This is a genomic window from bacterium (assembly GCA_019912885.1).
Classification (GTDB): domain Bacteria; phylum Lernaellota; class Lernaellaia; order JACKCT01; family JACKCT01; genus JAIOHV01.
Window position 1 is genome coordinate 1 of sequence record JAIOHV010000098.1, and the last position, 17,994, is coordinate 17,994.

Sequence of the window (17,994 nt, forward strand, 5' to 3'; positions counted from 1 at the left end):
GGGGCCGTCGGGCCGTCGCCGGCCGCGCGGCCGCGCGTCGCCCTCGGGCTTGGGAAACGCGGCGCGGATCGATAGCGACAAGCGGCGCCGTTCGAGGTCGATGTCCGTCACCACGGCCGTCACCGGCATGCCCACCGTCACCGCTTCGTGCGGCGCGCGCACGCGGTGCGGCGAGAGCTGCGTGAAATGCACGAGCCCCTCCTCGGGAAGGCCCACGTCCACGAACGCGCCGAAGTCGGTCACGCTCGTAACGACGCCCGTCAGCTTGCGCCCGGCCGAGAGGTCCTCGAGCTTGTGCACGTCGGGATCGACGACGATCTCGGGAAACACCGGGCGTTCGGAGCGCGCCGGCTTTTCGAGTTCGCCGAGGATGAAGCGGATCGTCGGCTCGCCGGCGGTTTCGTCGAGATACGCGGCCGGGTCGATCGACGCGCGCGCGGCGGCATCGGTCAAAAGCCCTGCGACGTTCGTCTTGGCGTCCGCGGCCATGCGTTCCACGAGCGCGTAACGCTCCGGATGGATGCGCGTCGCGTCCAGGGGATTCTCGCCGCCGGCCACGGTCAGGAATCCGGCGCACTGCTCGAACGCCGTCGGCGTCATGCGCTTGATCTGGTGGAATTGCGAACGCGTGCGGAACGGTCCTTGCTCGTCGCGATGTTTCTTCATGAACGCGGCCGTCTGCGGGCCGATGCCGGCGATGTACGACAGATGGCGCTCGTTCGCGGCGTTCGCGTCCACTCCCACGAGACTCGCGTACGTGCTGGCCACGCGCTCCAGGCGCTCGAGCAAGTGCGTCTTGTCGACGTCGGAATGAAACGAGGTCAGGTTGATCGTGCGCGGATCGACCTTCAAAAGCTCGGCGAGCGGATCCTGCATGCGCCGCGCGACCGACGCGGCCTTGCGCGTGGGGATGTCGGCGTCGGGCATCTCCTCGCGCGCAACGGGCCCCGCGGCGTACACGCCGGCCTCGGCCTCGCCGAACGTCAGCACCGGCATGCGCCGCGCCGGATCCATGCGCCCGAGTTCGTGCAGGAACGCCGCGACCTTCCGCGCCGAAGCGGTGCGCACGATTGCCGCCCCCTGGGCGTGATGATCGTGAATCAGCGGCAAAAGCGCCTCCTCCATCGGCGGCGCGGCGTCGAGCGCGCCATCGAAGGCGAACGCCGCTTCGGCGATCACGGCGCCTTTTTCGTCGACGACCACCGCGCGCGATCCCTTCTTCTCGTCGGCCAGAACGCCGAGCACGCGCCTTGCGCCGAACGGCGGCGCGTCAAGAACGTGGCGGAACGCCGTCTCGATGATATCGAGCGCCTCGCCGTCGGCCCACTCGCGCGCCTCGGCCAGCGTCGCCGTTTCGAAGGCCGGCATGAGCAGGCGGTCGCAAGCGTCCTCGATCGCCGTTTCGATCTGATCGACGTACGGCGCATCGACGTTCCTGATCGCCTCGGCGCGGCACGCCGCGCAAATCGCCTCGCGCTCGACATGCAGATGAACGGCCAGCAGGCCTTCGCGGGCGCCGCGCGCCGCCAGATGAAAGCGATGCGCGGACACGTGGCCGATCGGCTCGTTGAGCGCGTGCACCTCGCGGTAGCGCGTGGCGCGCGAGGCGTCGATGCCGTCGGCAAGCCGCGTCACGAGCCGGCTCGCGGTGCGATACAGCTTGCGCACCGCCGCGCGGAGCGCCGGGCGCAGGTGGATGCGTTCGGCGATGATGTCGCGAGCGCCCGCGAGCGCCGCGTCCGCGTCCGCGACGCCCTTTTGGGCGTCGACAAACGGCTCGGCCAGCGTGGCGGCGTCCGACGCCGATGTCTGGTCGAGAAGCGCGTCCGCCAGGGGCGCTAGCCCCGCCTCCACCGCTTTCGCGGCGCGGGCGTGCGGTCGCGGCTTGTGCGCCAGGTGGATGTCGTCGAGCGTCGCGCGATCGCGCGCGGCGGCGATCCGTTCGCGCAATTCGTCGGTCATCGCGCCGGTCTCGTGGATCTCCTGGCGCACGATCTCCCGCCTCTCCTCGAGATCGCGCCGTTGGCGCGCCCGTTCGCGGATGCGCGCGAGTTCGGCTTCGTTCATCGGGCCGATCTGCTCGCGACGGTAGCGAAGGAGAAACGGAACTGTCGCGCCGCCGTCGAACAAATCCACGGCGCGGCGCACGGCGGTTGCGTCGCGCGACACTTCGCGCGCGACCTCTTCGATCCACGTGTCGTTCATCCCATCCCCATGACGCGGCGGCTAGGCCGTTTCCCGCGCCCCGAAGATGGCCGTGCCGACGCGCACGATTGTCGCGCCTTCCTCCACGGCCACCTCTAAATCATCGCTCATGCCCATCGACAGATCGGGAAGAGGCATCGCCAGCCTCCGGGCGATCCCGTCACGCAGTTCCCGAAGCCGGCGAAAGTGCGGGCGCGTCCGCTCCGGCGGCGCAAGCGGCGGCATCGTCATCAGCCCCGCAAGCCGCACGCCGGGAAGATCGGCCACCACGCGCGCGATCGCCTCCGCCTCATCGGGCGCGCAGCCGCTTTTTTGCGTCTCGCCTGCCACGTTCACTTGCAGCAGCACATCCGTTTCGCGTCCCGCGCCCCGCGCGCGCCTCGCGATCTCCGCGGCCAGGCGTTCGGAGTCCACGGTGTGGATCACGGACACGAACGGCGCGATCTGCCGCACCTTGTTCGTCTGCAGATGCCCGATGAAATGCCAGCGTACATCCGCGTGACGCACCGCGCCCGCTTTTTGCCGCGCCTCTTGCGCATAGTTTTCGCCGAAGTCGCGTTGCCCCGCCGCGTACGCCGCTTCGACGGCCTCGGCCGGGTGCGTCTTGCTGACGGCCAGAAGGAGCACACCGTTCGGATCGCGGCCGGCGCGGGACGCCGCGCGGCCGATGCGTTCGCGGACTCCGGCGATGTTGGCGGCGACGTTCGTCATGACGCGGCGAACAGGATGTCGGGGCCGAAGAGGCGTTCGAGATCGGCGGTCAACTCGGCCAGCGGCAGGCCGACGACGTTCGTGTAGCTGCCGTCGACGCGCGCGACGAGGGCCGCGCCAAGGCCCTGGACGGCGTACGATCCGGCCTTGTCCATCGGCTCGCCCGTATCGACGTAGCGCGCGATCTGCCCGGCGGTGAGCGGGCGGATCGTCACGCGGCTTTCGACGGTGCGGGTCAGGTCGATATCCGCGTCGGCCGCGACAAGCGCATAAGACGAGACGACGACGTGCTCGCGGCCCGCCAGGCGCGCGAGCGTCGCGCGCGCGTCCGAAACGCCGGCCGGCTTGCCGACGATGTCGCCGTCGATAACGACGGTGGTGTCAACGCCGAGTACGAGCGCGTCGGGCCGCGAGCGGGCGATGGAACGCGCCTTGTCGCGCGCCAGTCGCCGCGTGTGGGCGGCGGGCGTTTCGCCCGCGATTTCATTTTCCTCGACGTTCGAGGCCAGCGCCTCGAACCGAAGGCCGATGTCGCCGAGCATCGCCCGGCGGCGCGGGCTGGCGCTCGCGAGGATCAGCCGGGCAAAAAGGTCGCGCGTCGGGTTGGGAGAGGTCATGGCGGGGAAATCGCGGAGAGCGTTATCCTTCGTCGGGGCGCGCGGCTACCGGGCGCCCTCGATGCGTTGCTTGAACTGGTTCAGCATCGACGGGAAACTTTTCTCGATGATGCCGTTGACGACGCCTTTGGGCACGAGCAGCCCGAGATCGAGATCCGCGGAATAGGTGGCCTTCGTGACGCCGTTGCCGAGTTTCTCGAGTTTCCAGCCCCCGTCGTTTCGTTTCATGAGTCCCGACGCGCTCATCAGCGTCCAGGTCAGGCTTTTGCCCTTTTCGCCGACGAGCTCCAGCACGTAGGTGATGTCGCGGATGACCGAGATTTTGAACTCGACGACGTAGCGCTCGTTTTTCGCGTCCTTCTCGATGACGCGCGTCCCTTTCACGTCCTTCAGGAACTCCGGATAGTTCTCGAAGTCGGTGATGACCTTGTAGCAAGCGGCCGGCGTGGCCTGGATTTCGATTGACCGTTGCGCACCGGGCATGCGCCTTCCCCCTTCTCGTTACGCGATCACGAAGTTGTAATACTGACGGGAACGGGCGTGAATGTCGAGACAAAGAGCACGAGGCACAAGACGGCCACAAGCATGCGCCCCCGCGCCATCGGCGTGCCCTCGTCGCTCACCGGCGGATGGTCGAGATTGACCAGATAAAGCAGCATCGACCACAAAAGCCACGGCCCGCCCGCGGACTCCACTCCCAGGTACGCCGTCACCGAGATGTGCGCGGCGAAAAGACCGATCAGCACCCCGCGCCCGACGCGCCTCGTGGACGAAGGCGCGAACGCCAGAAACCCCGCCGCCGCCACGTAGGCCGCGCCGGTGACGGCCGCGCGCGCATCGCCGCCGGGAATCAGATCGCCAAGCCCGCCCCATGCCGCCAGGGACAAAAACACGCCGCGCGAGATGATCGCATGCCGCTTGCCGAACGCGGCTTTCATGATGTGCCCGCCGTCGAGTTGCGCCGCGGGCATGAGATTCAGCGCGGTGACCAGGAATCCGAACCACGCGGCAAGGCCAAGCGGATGAAGATAGACGTCGGACCCTTCGGGGATCGATCCGTGAACGACAGACACGATCGCGGAAAACAACAGGCTGTCGCCAAGGACGATGTTCGCCCCCGCGGGCAGGGCCTTGACGGGCGAGAGCGCGATGCCCGCGACGGCCAGCGGCAGGGCCACGAGCATTCCCGCGATCGGCCCGGCGGCGCCGATGTCAAGAAGCGGCGCGCGGCCAAGCAACGATTTCATGCGGATGACCGCGCCCATCGTGCCGATGGCGAATGGCACGGGAATGAAAAACGGCAACGTCATCGGCACGCGATGACGCAGCCCCGCGAGGTAATGGCCAAGCTCGTGCGACAGCAAAATCGCCATCACGGCGCAGGCGAAGACGAACGATTCAAGCGAGGAGGGCGTCGCAAAAAGCGCGAGCGGATTGCCCGGGCGCGTCGCCCAGTAAACCGAAACGAGCGTGGCGAGAAACAAAAAGAGCTGGAGCCCCGGTCGGGTGCGCCAAGGGGCGCGGACCTGGACGTCGATGCGCGGATCGCTCACGCGCGCGATCCGCCGGCGGCGGCAGGGTGCATCCCGCTACTCCGCGTAGCCCGCCTCGATCTTTTCCTGCTCTTCCTTGCAGCGGATGCAAAGCGTCGCCACCGGGCGCACGAGCAGGCGCTGAATGCCGATTTCGTTGCCGCAGCGCTCGCAGTATCCGAAATCGTCGTCGCCGTTGCGGATGCGGTCGAGCGTCTCGTCGATCTTGGCCAATAGCACCGCCTCGCGGTCGCGAAGGCGCAGCGACAGCGACTCGTTCTGCTCGGCGGTCGCGAAATCGACCTCGTCGTTCAGGTCGTCCATGTTCACATTGCGAACGTCCTCGAGCGTGCCCATCGCGGAGGCGACAAGGCGCTGGCGCTCTTCCATGAGTTTTTCGCGAATCTGCTCGATCTCGTTCTTCTTCATGCGCTCCTCCGATACGTCTGCCGGCGGCGGTCCAGGTACTGGCGCAGCGCGGGCGAGACGTACAGGTTCTCGATGTCCGGTTCAAAACGCGCCAGCTCGTCGCAAAGCGCCGCGAGGCGCTCGCCGGGCTTGAGCCGCGAGTCGATGAAGATCACCTCGCTGCCGTTCAGGCGGCAGCTTCCGTGTGTCATCCGCACGGGACCCTGCGCGAGGCGTTCCACGCGCAACGTCACGCCGAGGTTCTCGGCGAGGCCTTCAAGCTCCGCGACCATGGTCGCCGCGTTTTGTCCGGTTGTCGTTGTCATTGAATGCTTCCGAACGGCGTTTGCTCGAAACGTTCCGGCATTAGAACAACGGCCTTTCGGGGTGTCAACGATTTTCGGGATGGCGGATTTCGGATTGCGGATTTCGGAATTTGAATCGCAGGAATCGCAGTTCAATACAAAGGCACAAAGGGCAAGGAGGGATATGGGTGGGGGGGGAGCGGATTCGTGCCGGAAAGCGTGTTCGTCAACTGTCCAGCAGGTCCATTTTGTCCATCGGCCAGGTTGGGCAGGGGCAGGGGAACATTGCGCAATGGACTTGATGCGCGGAATAGACACAATGAAGGGCATGGACGAACGCAAAGCGGAAATGTTCGCATGCTGACGCTCGCGCCGCGCGCGCCCGCGCATCCGGCGAGAACGTGGATCGCCGCGCGATGGACCGCGGTGTTCGGCAAGCCGGACGACGTTGGGGCGCGCGCGGGTCGCATCGCGACACTTCTTGGCCGGCGGCACGCCTTCTTTTTTTCGAGTGACGCCGCCGCGCTGTTCTTTCTGCTTCGTGCAAGCGAACGCCCGGCGGGCGCGGCCGTTTTTTCGGCGCTTTGCGTTCCGAACATGATCGCCGCGGCGCGCGTGGCGGGGTTCGCCCCGCGCCTCGCCGACGTTGAGGAGGGCGGACTGTGCCCCGGCGCGCTGAACGTCGCCGCGGAAATGCCCGGCGCGTCGGCGCTCATCGTCGATCATCCGCACGGCCGCCTATGGGATCCCGAGGCGATCGCGTTGGCGCGCGACGCGGGCCTCGTAGTTATCGAGGATGTCCGCGACGCGCTCGGCGCGATGCATCAGGGACGCGCGGCCGGATCGTTCGGCGACGCGCTCGTTTTTGATCTCGAACGCGCCGGCGCGCGCGGGGCGATCGCCGCCCTTGACGACGACGCCTGGGCCGGGCGCCTGGCGGCGATGATGCGCGACGTGCGCCCGGCGGCGCGGATGCGCGACATCCTCGACGTGGGGCTCGGCATGTTGCGCGATCTGTCGCGTTTTGCCGCGATCGACGCCGCCTATCGCCTCACGCTGGCGCGCGCCGTTCCCGCGCGGGCCGGTGTCTTGCCGCCGCCGCCGCATTTTCCGGGCTGGCCGCTTCCGCCAATCGCGTTTTACCGGCAATCGCCCGGCCCGGGCGCCGCGCTTTTGGCCGAGCGATTCATCGAGCGCGAGGCCGGTCTTGCGTTGCGAAGGCGCGTCGCGGGAGTGCAGCTATCGCGCATGCTCGAGGGCGCACCGGGGATCGCGATTCCACCGGTCGCCCCCGGCGAGGAGCCGGCGTATTCCGGATTCCCGATCGTCGCGGACGGCGCCGCCGCGCTGGCCTCGCGCCTTGTCCGCCGGGGCGTCGGCGTGGCGCCGCTATCGCGTGCGCTCGGATCGAAGCTGGCGTTCTTGGGGATGACGCCCGCCGCGCCCCATGCCGAATCGCTCGCGGCGCGGGCGATCGTGTTGCCGCTGCACGCGGGCGTCCCGCCGCATCGGGCCGAGCGCCTGGCGCGCCTTGTCCGCCACGAGGCGGGCGGAATCATGGAAGCGCGCAACAGGGGCGCGAAAAAGCCGTTGACTTTGCCGGAGCGCGGCACGTAACTTCGCCGCGACAAGAGGCGCCGCGCCGGAGGACGGATGACGACAATCGCGAAGACCATCGAACCGCTGCCGGGGATCATCGGCGTCAGCGAGGCGATCGAGAAGGTCATCGGCATCGTTCGCAAGGTTGCGCCTTACAAGAGCACGGTTCTCATCAGCGGCGAATCCGGCACCGGCAAGGAGCTGTTTGCCCGCGCGATCCACGATCTGTCGCCCCGCAAGGATCACCCGCTTGTGGTCGTCAATTGCGGGGCGATCCCGCCGAATCTTCTCGAATCGGAGCTTTTCGGCCACATCAAGGGAAGTTTCACCGGCGCGACCGCGACGCGCGAGGGCCTGTTCGAAAAGGCTCAGCACGGCACGCTGTTTCTGGACGAGATCGGCGAATTGCCGCTCGATTTGCAGGTCAAGCTTCTGCGCGCGATCCAGGAAGAGGAGATCACGCGCGTCGGCGACCGCACGCCGATCAAGCTCGACATCCGCATCATCGCGGCGACCAACCGCTCGTTGCAGGACGAGGTGGAGGCCGGCCGATTCCGCGAGGATCTGCACTATCGCCTGAACGTCGTCGCGCTGCGGATTCCGCCGCTTCGCGACCGCAAGGACGACATGGTCACGCTGGCCGAGCACTTCGTCGAGCTGTTCGCGCGGAAGATGGGCAAGGACGTCCTCGGCCTCGCGCCCGAAGCGGTCGGCATGATCAAGAACTACGACTGGCCCGGCAACGTGCGCGAACTCGAAAACGCCATCGAGCAGACGATCGTGCTGATGGACGACCACAAGGTGATCGAGGGCGTCGATCTGCCGATCTTCCTGGAGCGGCGCGGTTACGAACGGCGAAATCGATTCCGCCAGGAATCGCTCGACAAGAAGCTGTCGATCGCGGAGTACACGCGCGAGTTCATCCTGCGTTTCGAGGATCAGCACACGGAAAAGGATCTCGCCGAATACCTCGGCATCACCACGAAAACACTGTGGGAAAAGCGCAAGACGTGGAACATTCCGCGAAAACGCCGGGGTGTGCACGAGGAAGATTGAGGGTCGCGGAGGGGGACGGAGGGCGTCGCCATTTCGCGCGGCCCCGTGCGTTTGTCAGCGGCCTCATGGACGCGATGGACCGAATGGACATGATGGACGCGGCGCGAAAAACTTTCACGCGCCGATATTCCCGGCCACGCATTTTCGGAGGCATCATGTCGCTTGAGGGCAAAACGGCGTTTGTTTTAGTCGAGAATTTTTACGAGGATCTGGAGGTCTGGTATCCGCTTCTTCGCCTGCGCGAGGCGGGGGCCGAGGTCTTGACCGTCGGACCGAACACCGAAACGGAATACAAGGGCAAATACGGATATCCGATAAAGGCCGATCGCGCCGCGAAAGACGTGAAGGGCACGGACGCGGACATTCTGGTCATACCCGGCGGCTATTCCCCCGACCACATGCGACGGCACGAGGACATGATCCGCGTGGTGCGCGAGGCGGCGGCGGGCGGCAAGGTCGTCGCGTCGATCTGCCACGGCGCGTGGATGCTGGCAAGCGCGAACGCGGTGCGTGGCAAGCGCATGACGTGCTTTTTCGCGATCAAGGACGATGTCATCAACGCCGGCGCCGAGTGGATTGACGAGGAGGTCGTCGTCGACGGCAACCTCGTGACGAGCCGCAAACCCGCGGACCTGCCCGCGTTCTGCCGGGAGATCATCAGGAAATTCGCGTCGTAATCGGGCTGTTTGTCGATCCGCGGATACTTTCCGCACGCCTTGTCATCGTCCGTGCGATGGTCTATCCACGTTGCGCCGAAAAACGCGGCGCGCGACGGGAGACGGCGCGGCGCCAGGAGATCGAGATGCAGAAATACGTGTGCAACGTTTGCGGATACGTCTACGACCCGGAAAAAGGCGACCCCGAGGGCGGTATCGCGCCGGGCACGCCGTTCGAGGACGTGCCCGCGGACTGGTCGTGCCCGCTTTGCGGCGTCGAGCGCGAGATGTTCGAGCCGCTGGATGAGTGACGAATGACGAATTGAATCGCAGGATCGCGATTGAATATAAGGGCACAAAAAACACAAAAGGATCGGATGACAGGAGTCGTCCGATCCTTTTGTGTTTTGATCGCGAGTTACCGGCTGACATCGCCGGAATACGCGCGGCGATGCCGGGGCGGTATCGACCGCGCACTCCGTCGCCCCGCTTCCGCGGCGCGACTTCGTTTGCGGCCCTGACATCGCAGCGGACCTCGCAGCAGACGCGCGGCGATGCCGGGGCGGTATCGACCGCGCACTCCGTCCCGCTCGGAGCGCGACTGCGTTTGCGGTCCTGACATCGCAGCGGACCTCGCAGCAGACGCGCGGCGATGCCGGGCGGTAACAGCCTGCCTTTAGAACTCCGCTTCGATGCAGCTCCGGTCGTCGGCGATGATGCGCGTGGCGAGCGCGTCGACGCGCGGCAGGATATTCCGGGCGAAGAATTTCGCCGTCAGCGTCTTGTTGTAGAGATAACGCGCCTCGTCGTTTTCCTTCGCGAGCGACGCGGCATCCGTGCCCTTGGCCGACGTGAGCGCGGCGAGTTTTTTCTCGGCGATGAGCGCCTGCTCGGTCAAAAGCCGCGCGGAGACGATGTGACCGAACGCCTCGAGGAACGGCGTCGCCGCGAGCACCGGGTGCATCGGGTCGCTTTGGCCTTTTTCCATGAAGCTCATCGCCACGGCGACGAGGCGATCGCGCGCGGCGGCAAGATCGGGAAGGAGCGCGCCGACGCCTGACCCGGCGGTGTTCGTATCGATGAACTCCGCGAGATCCTGGAGGTACGCCATGAACAGCGCCCCGCCGGACTGCGTCAGCTTGCGCCCGACGAGGTCGAGCGCCTGCACGCCGTTGGTGCCTTCGTAGATCGTTCCGATCTTCGCTTCGCGGTAGAGCTGCTCCACGCGATACTCGCGGCAATAGCCGACGCCGCCGAGCACCTGGATCGCCTGCGAGGTCATCTCGATGGAACGATCGGTTGGATACGCCTTGGCGATCGGCGTAAGCAGATCGAGAAACATGCGCGCCTTGCGGGCGACGGTTTCGTCCGGATCGTTCATCGTATCGACGAGCTTCGCGCAGTAATACAAAAGCGCGCGCGCGGCCTCGCCGAACGCCTTGATCTCCATCAGCATTCGGCGCACGTCGGGATGCTCGATGATGGTGACGCGCGGCGCGTTGGGGTCCTTCATCGCCTCGACGCTCGTGCCCTGCACGCGCTCTTTCGCGTAGTCGAGGGCGAGGCGGTAAGCGGTGTTGATGAGCGAGACGCCCTGCAGGCCGACGCCGATCCGTGCGTGATTCATCATCTGGAACATGAGCGCGATGCCGTCGCCCTCGTTGCCGATGATCTCGCCGACGCACGCGTCGTTATCGCCGAAATTCATGAGGCAGGTGGCCGATCCGTGCAGGCCGAGCTTCTCCTCGGTCTTGGTGCAGACGATGTCGTTGAACTCGCCGAGCTGTCCGCCGCCCGGCGTGCGGACCTTGGGGACGATGAACAGCGACAGGCCCTTGATGCCCTTGGGCGAGCCTTCGGCGCGCGCGAGCACGATGTGGACGATGTTTTCGGTCAGGTCGTGGTCGCCCGAGCTGATGAACATCTTGGTGCCCTTAAGCGCGTATTTGCCGTCGCCAAGCGATTTGGCCGTCGTGCGGATGTCGCCGAGGAACGTCCCGACGTTCGGCTCGGTGAGACACATGGTGGCCGCCCAATCGCCGGCGACCATCTTGTCGACGTACCGCTGCACCTGTTCGGTGGTCGCGTTGTGCTCCAGCACGTGGATGGCGCCGGAGGTCAGCCCGGGGGTGAGGATGAAGGAGAGGCACCCGGATCCCATCATCTCCGTCACCGCGGTGCCGAGCATCGCGGGCAGGCCCTGGCCGCCGAGCTTCTCGGGGACCGTCACGGCGTTCCAGCCGCCCTCGCAATATTCGCGATAAAGCGCCGGGAACGACGGCGGCATCTTGACCGTGCCGTTCTCCATGCGGACGCCGACGGTGTCGGATTCCTCGTTGGCCGGCCAGAGCCGCTCGGTCGCAAACTTCTGCGCCTCGCGGATGACCATGCGATACAACTCCTCGTCCTGTTCCTTGTATGGCGCAAGGCGCGTCATGTCGCCGAGGCCGAGGTGGTCAAACAGGCAAAAGTCGATGTCCCGTTCATCGAACCCGAAAGCCATGAGGTACCCTCCTTTTCGCCCGCGCAAGACGGCGCGCGCTGAATCACCATTCAGTTTTCCTTTTGGCCCGATTAACGCGGCGTGTCAATTGACCCGTGTCACGGGATGTTCACGCTCCGTGCCCGTGCCCGTGCCCGTGCCCGTGCCCGTGCCCGTGCCCGGCGAAAAGTCTGGAAGTCGGGAAGTCGAGAAGTCCGGAAGTCCGGAAAGCCATCGCAAACGCCGCGCCGGGATGTGGAGCGGGGCGCGCCTTCCTGATATCGTCCGCCGCATGATGACGAAAACGACGCTTTGGCTTCGCGCCGCTTACGTGATTTCTCTGCTGGCGATCATCACATTCGCCCTTCCCGCGTGCGGCGGCGACGACGACGACGATGACGATTTCGCCTATGGCGACAACGACTCCGAGCCGGGCGACGATCCCGCGGTCGATTACGCAGTCCGTCTTGCGGATACGTGGCTGCGTACGTACGAGCCGGCTCAGAACGCGTGGAGTTGGGACGGCGGCGTCCTGATGATGGGGATGCTCGCGCTCGCCGACCAAACCGGCGACGCGCGCTACGCCGACTACGTCCGCGCATGGCTCGATCACCACATGGACGCGGGTTACGAGATCACCTCGTCGGATACCGCGATCCCCGCGTATCTTGCGCTTCTCATGTACGACCGTTCGGGCGATGAACGCTATCTCGCGCCGGCGCACGACGCGTGGGACTACATCCGCCAAAAGGCGGGGCGCACGCGCGACGGCGGGCTCAATCACCTGGGCGTCATCTCCGGCAACCAGATCTGGATCGACTCGCTGTTCATGATCGGGCCGTTCCTTTTACGTTATGGAGAGATCACGCAGTCGATCGAGCCGCAGGAGGAGCTGGCGTTGCAGTTTGAAGTCTTCCGCCGGCATTTGCGCGCGCCGGGCGTGGGGCTCTATCGGCATCGCTACGACGACGACACCGGCGAGGTCGCGCCCCAGGAGCCGATCTTCTGGGGGCGCGGCAATGGCTGGGTGTTTGTTGCGATGAACATCGCAAACGGGCGCCTGCCGGACGAGGCGCGCGGCGGGCATCGCATTTTTCTGGCCGAGGACATCGACACGATGCTCGCGTCGGTGCTGTCGTTTTCGGAGGACGCGGGCCGGCTGCACACGATCCTGAATCGACCCGACACTTACGCGGAAACGAGTGCGGGACTGCTGTTCGCGTACGGCGTCGAGCTCGGTGCGCAGGAAGGCGGCGCGATTGCGCGTCAGCGGCGCGAGGACGCGGAACGGTGGATCCAGGGCGCGATCGATCAGATCGTCACCGACGCGGCGGGCGACACGCTGCTGCTGGGCACGAGTTTTGGCACGTCGCCCGGCGACATCGCGAACTACGAAGAGGTGTTGAAAGGCGAGAATGTCGCTTACGGCGTCGGCCTGTACCTGCTGGCCGTCACCGAGCGCGAAAAGGCCGGGCGCTTCGGCACGCTGCGCGAGGCGGCGGGCGCATCGGGCGAGTCCTTCGCCGATCCGCCCGTCCCGTGCGCCGGCGTGGCGTGCGTCGCGTTTCATATCGCGCGCGGCAACTTCACCGCGGCCAAGCGCGTCATCGCGGACATGGACGACGCCGGCGAGCCGTCGAGCGACGCGATCTTCGCCGACGCGCTCATCGACATCATCCGCGCGGCATTCGATCTCTACATCGAGGTCGACGTGGGATACACCGACGGAGCGGGGCTCGATCCGGCGATGGCGTGGCTGGCCGGCGAGGGGCGCGAGCGTTTTCTTGACGCAGCGGACAAGCTTGCGCTTGTCGAGGACGATCCGGCGTTCGCGATCGATTTGTTCCGCCTGGTGATCCTGGAATCCGGCGGGTCGTCGGCGATCGGCGCTCGCGAATACGACCTGGGCGAGGCGTATCTGCTCGAGGGCGTCGCGCGCGCGGCCTCCGCGATCGCGCTACTGGCCGCGCCGGAGGACGCCGAGGCGACGGGGCTTTTCGATCGACTTTCTCGCTGGCGCGAGCGCGCGGTGTCGCCGGATATCGAGCAGGGGTTCGAGGAACTTGCGGCGGCGATCGATAAAATCATCATTGGTATCGAAGCCATCATGGCCGAAACGGACGATCAGTCCGACGATTTCATTCCGAAAAACCTTCTGGAATTGCGCGGCTCGTTCGGCATCCCCGGTCTTTTGCCCGAGCAACCCGTGGGCGATCTGCTCACCGATCTTCTCGGCCCGGATGTCGCCATGCTCCTGCAAACGCTAAACATGCCGGGCGATCTGGTTGGCCTGCTGCGTGCGATCGCCTCCGCAATCCGCCTGTTTTTCTGATGCGCTGGAGCAAGCGCGATCGGCTTGACGAGCGCAAGCCGATCCTTAGGCTTGCCGCAGACGATTGATGGAGAAAAATATGAACACATCAAAAATTTGGCGGTTTGCCGTCGTCACGCTGGCGTTGCTTGTTCTCGCGGGCTGCCCGGATACGGGCGATGACGACGACGACGACGCGGCCTCCGGCGGCGAAGTCACGTCGGAGGACGGGCGTTTCACGGCGACCTTCGAGCTTTCACCTGACGATCCGGTGGCCGGCGAGAACGCGCTCGTCATGACGCTCTACGACGCCGGCGGGCAGACGATCGAGGGCGCTGACGTAACGGCGGAACCCTTCATGCCGTCCATGGGCCACGGTAGCGACGAGGAGCCGGCGGTTGAAGAGCTTGGCGGCGGCGTGTACCGCGTCGAGAACATCGTCTATACGATGGCCGGCGCGTGGGAACTCGCCATCGACGTCACCGCCGACGGCGTGTCCGATACCTTCGCGCTCGAATTCGACGTTACCTGAGCGCGCGGGGCGCCCCGCGCGAATCCCCCATGCATTTGTTCCTGGCCGCGACGGGCCTTGCGCTCGTCCTTTTCGGAGGCTACGCCGCGCCCGCGGCGGCGCAGCCGTGTTGCGCGGCGACCGGATCGGGTGACATCTTCGCGGTCGGGCCCGAGAGGCTCGCGTCTTTCACCGCCGAGTTGACCTGGGAGCATGGCGTCGGCTCGTACGATCGTGACGCGAAATACCACCCGTTCGACGGCGTGAGCGCCGACGATGTCATCCTCGCGCTCGGCGGCGGCATCCGTCCGCTCGGCCCGCTATCGCTCTGGCAGATTTATGGCAGCGTGCCCCTGCGTCACCAACGCCGCAAGCTTCGCGGTTTAGACGGCGCGCAGGCGACAGGCGTGGGCGACGTCACCGCCGTTGCCCGTTTTTCGCCTCTCGCGGATTTTCAACTTGGCCTTGATCGGCGGCCCAAGACGTGGATCCCGGATTTGCACTTGCAAGCGGGCGTTATCTTGCCGGCGGGCCGATCGCCGCACGATTCCCGCGAACCCACCGGCGTCGACATCATGGGCGCCGGCGCGTGGGGCGCGACGGCCGGCGCGAACGTGCGGAAATTTCTGGCCATGTCCTTCGCGCTCGGCGCGGGGGTTCAATACGATCGGCATTTTGAAACCCGGATCGGCGCCGCGGCCGCCGAGCGTTTTCGCCCCGGTGACGTGTTGACCTATTCCGCAAGCGCGCAATGGACACCCGCGCACGACTGGAACGCACAGGCCTTCGCGTCGCTTCGGCAGGCGTTCGCGCCCGAACTTGATCGCGAGCCGGTGAAGGACGCCGCCTCGTGGCGGCCGCGTTTCGGGCTTGGCGTCACGCGCGTGCTCGTCACGGCGAAATGGGAGGCCGCGTTGCGGCTGACGCTTGATCCTTGGTGGGACGGCGCCGCGTACAACGTGCCGTTCGCGGGTTCAAGCGTCTCCGCCGCCGGGCGGCGGCAATTCTAGGAACGGAATTTCACCGCCAAAACGCCATGCGCGCGAAGGGATCCATTCCCCTTCGTGTTCTTCGCGTCTTCGCGGTGAAAAAACCGTTCCAACCTTCCGGCCTGCTCACGACGACGGGCGATGCCGGTCGAGATCGTCGTAGCGGTTCGCGTGGATGATGCCGCGCACGCGGTCGCTGGCGAGGAAGTCGTGCGGGAAACCGAGTTCGATGCGGCTGGCCTCGTCGAGTCGGCGCATATGCTCGTCGGACAGCGTGAAGTCGAGATACCCGAGCACGCCGCGCATCTGCTCGGCCGTGCGCGGCCCAATAATCGGCAACATGACGCCGGGCTTTTGACGCACCCAGTTCATCGCCACCTGCACGGGCAGCACGCCCAGTTCCTCGGCCACCGCCTTCGCTTCCCTGGCGATCGACAGGTTGCGCGGCGTGACGCGGAAGTCGTTGATCTTCTGCCGCTTGGAACCGTCGTCGAGCTTCGCGTCGTCGTATTTGCCGGACAACAGGCCGCCGCCGATGGGACCCCACGCGCAGACGGCGAGATCCATCGCGTTCGCCATCGGCAACAGTTCGCGTTCGGGCGCGCGCTGGATGAGGCTGTATTCGATCTGCAAGCCCGCGAACGGCGTCCAACCGCGGAAATCGGCGATCGTATTCGCGCGCGAGACGATCCACGCCGGCGCGTCGGAGATGCCGACGTACAGGATCTTGCCCGCGCGCACCTGATCGTCGAGGGCGCGCATCACCTCTTCGGTCGGCGTCACGGAATCCCACGCGTGCACCCAGTACAGGTCAATGTAATCGAGCCCGAGGCGCTTCAGGCTGGCGTCGAGCGCGGCGACGAGGCTCTTGCGCTGATTGCCGGCGGCGTTCGGGTCGCCGTCGCGCTGCACGAGCGTGTATTTGGTTGCGATGACGTAGCGTTCGCGATCGGATTTGACGAGCTCGCCGACGATCTTCTCGCTCGATCCGTTGGTGTAGGCGTTCGCGGTGTCGATGAAGTTTCCGCCGCGCTCGACGTACTCCTCGAAGATCTTGCGGCATTCCTCCTTCGACGCGCCCCAGCCCCAGTCCTCGCCGAAGGTCATCGTGCCGAGGCAAAGCTCCGAAACGCGCAGGCCGCTGCGGCCGAAAACCTTGATACGCATGTCCCCTCCTTAGGCGGTAAACGCGGCTTTGTTGTCCGCGAGGAACCGGTCGAACGAAATCGGATCGCGCCCGGTTACGTTTTTCACGTCGGGCGAAACGGCGGCGGCCTTGCCCTGCGCGAAATAATCCATCAGGCCGACAAGCCCTTCGGCGAACCAGCCGGGCATCCCCATATCCTCCATCGACTGTTGCGCGCCCTGCGGCGGCACGTCCACGTACTGCACGGTCTTGCCGAGCGCGTCGGTGAACCTGGCGGCGATGTCCCCGAATGAAAGCGCCTCGGGCCCCGTGAGATCGTAGATCTTGCCCGCGTGGCCCGTCTCGGTCAGCGTCTTCACCGCGACCGACGCGATGTCGCGCACGTCGATGAGGCTGATCTTGCCATCGCGCATGGGCGCGTAGAAAGCGCCTTCGCCGACGATCGAGCCCGCGTTCCCAAAAAAGTTCTGCATGAAATAATGCGGGCGAAGGATCGTGACGTCGAGTCCGATGTCCGCGATGTCGCGATCCGTCTCGCCGTGCACGCGCTGAAGAAGATTGCCGGAGTTCGCGTTCGCCGACAGCGCCGACAGCCGGACGATGTGTTGCACGCCCGCCGCCTTCGCGGCCTTGGCGAACCCGACGTGCTGGTCGTGCATCGATTTGTCGAACGTCGTGCAAAGCAGCACGTGGTCAACGCCGGCAAGCGCGTCCCCGAGCGTCTCCGGTTTGCCGACATCGCCCTCGGCGACCTCAATGCCCTGATTTTTGTAGTTGCCCGCCTTTTTCGCGTCGCGCGTGAGCACCCGGTACGACGCACCTTTTTCGGAAAGCTGACGCGCGACCTCGGACCCCACGGTTCCGGTCGCCCCGACGACAAGGATCATGACCCACTCCTTTTTTTTGGAAATTTCAGAAAACGAACGCGTTGCCAATATCGATAGGCGTCAATGTAAGGCGGGCTTTCGGGATGTCAAAGGGAAATTTCGGATTTCGGGTTGCGCGTTTCGTATTTTCCGGTTCGCGTGCCCGCGCCCGTGCCCGTGCCCGTGCCCGTGCCCGTGCCCGTGGCCGTGCCCATGCCCATGCTCGCGCCCGATCAACGAACCGCGACCGTCAGGGAGCGGGTTTCTTGGTCATGGACAAAATGGACACGATGGACCGGATGGACCGGATGGACCGGATGGACATGATGGACCCGCAGCGCGCGCGTGGCGACGCGATAGCCATTTGGCATTCGCTCCGTGCCCTTTGTGCCTTCGTGTTGACCTGCGATTCCTGCGATTCCTGCGATTCAATTCCGCATTCCCAATTCCCAATTCTTCTGTTCGTAGCGAAAGTAGAAGTCCTGTTCATAAGCGATCGTAGATGTCCGGTGTGTTGACGACCGGCGGAGCCGGTCGTTGGGTTTGGTTCCGACGCCCCAAAGGCGTCGGACTCCTTTGATGGACTTGGCGGCCCGAAG

General features: G+C 65.7%; 17 protein-coding genes. 7 read left to right on the plus strand and 10 right to left on the minus strand.

What is annotated here, in order from left to right; all coding sequences use genetic code 11:
• The 7 genes from K8I61_08365 to K8I61_08395 form a co-directional block, all read right to left on the minus strand.
• On the minus strand, positions 1 to 2,205 hold a 2,205-nt coding region (locus K8I61_08365; GenBank protein ID MBZ0272036.1), incomplete at its 3' end, for a helix-hairpin-helix domain-containing protein.
• A gap of 21 nt (positions 2,206 to 2,226) precedes the next feature.
• Positions 2,227 to 2,916, minus strand: coding sequence for a YggS family pyridoxal phosphate-dependent enzyme (locus K8I61_08370; GenBank protein ID MBZ0272037.1), 690 nt, complete (start codon positions 2,914 to 2,916; stop codon positions 2,227 to 2,229).
• Positions 2,913 to 3,533, minus strand: a complete 621-nt coding sequence (locus tag K8I61_08375; protein ID MBZ0272038.1) for a Maf family protein — start codon at positions 3,531 to 3,533, stop codon at positions 2,913 to 2,915. The genes K8I61_08370 and K8I61_08375 overlap by 4 nt, the downstream gene beginning before the upstream one ends.
• 45 nt (positions 3,534 to 3,578) lie before the next feature.
• Entirely contained in the window at positions 3,579 to 4,016 is a 438-nt protein-coding gene (locus K8I61_08380) for an SRPBCC family protein (GenBank protein ID MBZ0272039.1), read from the minus strand.
• Positions 4,017 to 4,042: 26 nt separating this feature from the next.
• Positions 4,043 to 5,086, minus strand: coding sequence for a site-2 protease family protein (locus K8I61_08385; GenBank protein MBZ0272040.1), 1,044 nt, complete (start codon positions 5,084 to 5,086; stop codon positions 4,043 to 4,045).
• A gap of 36 nt (positions 5,087 to 5,122) precedes the next feature.
• Entirely contained in the window at positions 5,123 to 5,494 is a 372-nt protein-coding gene (locus K8I61_08390) for a TraR/DksA C4-type zinc finger protein (protein ID MBZ0272041.1), read from the minus strand.
• Positions 5,491 to 5,799 carry a hypothetical protein gene (locus K8I61_08395; GenBank protein MBZ0272042.1) on the minus strand — a complete coding sequence of 103 codons (309 nt, stop codon included), beginning with the start codon at positions 5,797 to 5,799 and terminating at the stop codon, positions 5,491 to 5,493. The genes K8I61_08390 and K8I61_08395 overlap by 4 nt, the downstream gene beginning before the upstream one ends.
• A gap of 336 nt (positions 5,800 to 6,135) precedes the next feature.
• On the opposite strand from K8I61_08395, the gene K8I61_08400 reads away from it, so the two are divergent.
• The 4 genes from K8I61_08400 (at position 6,136) to K8I61_08415 (ending at position 9,400) form a co-directional block, all read left to right on the plus strand.
• Entirely contained in the window at positions 6,136 to 7,395 is a 1,260-nt protein-coding gene (locus tag K8I61_08400) for a DegT/DnrJ/EryC1/StrS family aminotransferase (protein ID MBZ0272043.1), read from the plus strand.
• A 36-nt stretch (positions 7,396 to 7,431) separates the two neighbouring features.
• Positions 7,432 to 8,433 (plus strand): sigma 54-interacting transcriptional regulator, encoded by a 1,002-nt coding sequence (locus tag K8I61_08405; protein ID MBZ0272044.1) that lies wholly within the window; start codon positions 7,432 to 7,434, stop codon positions 8,431 to 8,433.
• 155 nt (positions 8,434 to 8,588) lie between these two features.
• Positions 8,589 to 9,110, plus strand: a complete 522-nt coding sequence (locus tag K8I61_08410) for a type 1 glutamine amidotransferase (protein MBZ0272045.1) — start codon at positions 8,589 to 8,591, stop codon at positions 9,108 to 9,110.
• Positions 9,111 to 9,235: 125 nt separating this feature from the next.
• Positions 9,236 to 9,400: a rubredoxin gene (locus tag K8I61_08415; GenBank protein MBZ0272046.1), complete on the plus strand. Its 165-nt coding sequence runs from the start codon at positions 9,236 to 9,238 to the stop codon at positions 9,398 to 9,400.
• A 365-nt stretch (positions 9,401 to 9,765) separates the two neighbouring features.
• Here the strand turns inward: K8I61_08415 and K8I61_08420 are convergent, their stop codons facing one another.
• Positions 9,766 to 11,592, minus strand: coding sequence for an acyl-CoA dehydrogenase (locus K8I61_08420; GenBank protein ID MBZ0272047.1), 1,827 nt, complete (start codon positions 11,590 to 11,592; stop codon positions 9,766 to 9,768).
• Between the two features lie 88 nt (positions 11,593 to 11,680).
• On the opposite strand from K8I61_08420, the gene K8I61_08425 reads away from it, so the two are divergent.
• The 3 genes from K8I61_08425 (at position 11,681) to K8I61_08435 (ending at position 15,403) form a co-directional block, all read left to right on the plus strand.
• Positions 11,681 to 13,903, plus strand: a complete 2,223-nt coding sequence (locus K8I61_08425) for a glycoside hydrolase family 88 protein (GenBank protein ID MBZ0272048.1) — start codon at positions 11,681 to 11,683, stop codon at positions 13,901 to 13,903.
• Between the two features lie 79 nt (positions 13,904 to 13,982).
• The gene (locus K8I61_08430; protein ID MBZ0272049.1) at positions 13,983 to 14,414 is read left to right on the plus strand and encodes a FixH family protein; all 432 of its coding nucleotides are present in this window, start codon (positions 13,983 to 13,985) and stop codon (positions 14,412 to 14,414) included.
• 29 nt (positions 14,415 to 14,443) lie between these two features.
• The gene (locus tag K8I61_08435) at positions 14,444 to 15,403 is read left to right on the plus strand and encodes a hypothetical protein (GenBank protein ID MBZ0272050.1); all 960 of its coding nucleotides are present in this window, start codon (positions 14,444 to 14,446) and stop codon (positions 15,401 to 15,403) included.
• Positions 15,404 to 15,508: 105 nt separating this feature from the next.
• On the opposite strand, the gene K8I61_08440 is transcribed toward K8I61_08435, so the two are convergent.
• Together K8I61_08440 and K8I61_08445 are read right to left on the minus strand one after the other, a co-directional pair.
• Positions 15,509 to 16,549 (minus strand): aldo/keto reductase, encoded by a 1,041-nt coding sequence (locus tag K8I61_08440; protein ID MBZ0272051.1) that lies wholly within the window; start codon positions 16,547 to 16,549, stop codon positions 15,509 to 15,511.
• Positions 16,550 to 16,558: 9 nt separating this feature from the next.
• The gene (locus K8I61_08445; protein ID MBZ0272052.1) at positions 16,559 to 17,416 is read right to left on the minus strand and encodes an SDR family oxidoreductase; all 858 of its coding nucleotides are present in this window, start codon (positions 17,414 to 17,416) and stop codon (positions 16,559 to 16,561) included.
• Positions 17,417 to 17,994: the final 578 nt, after the last annotated feature.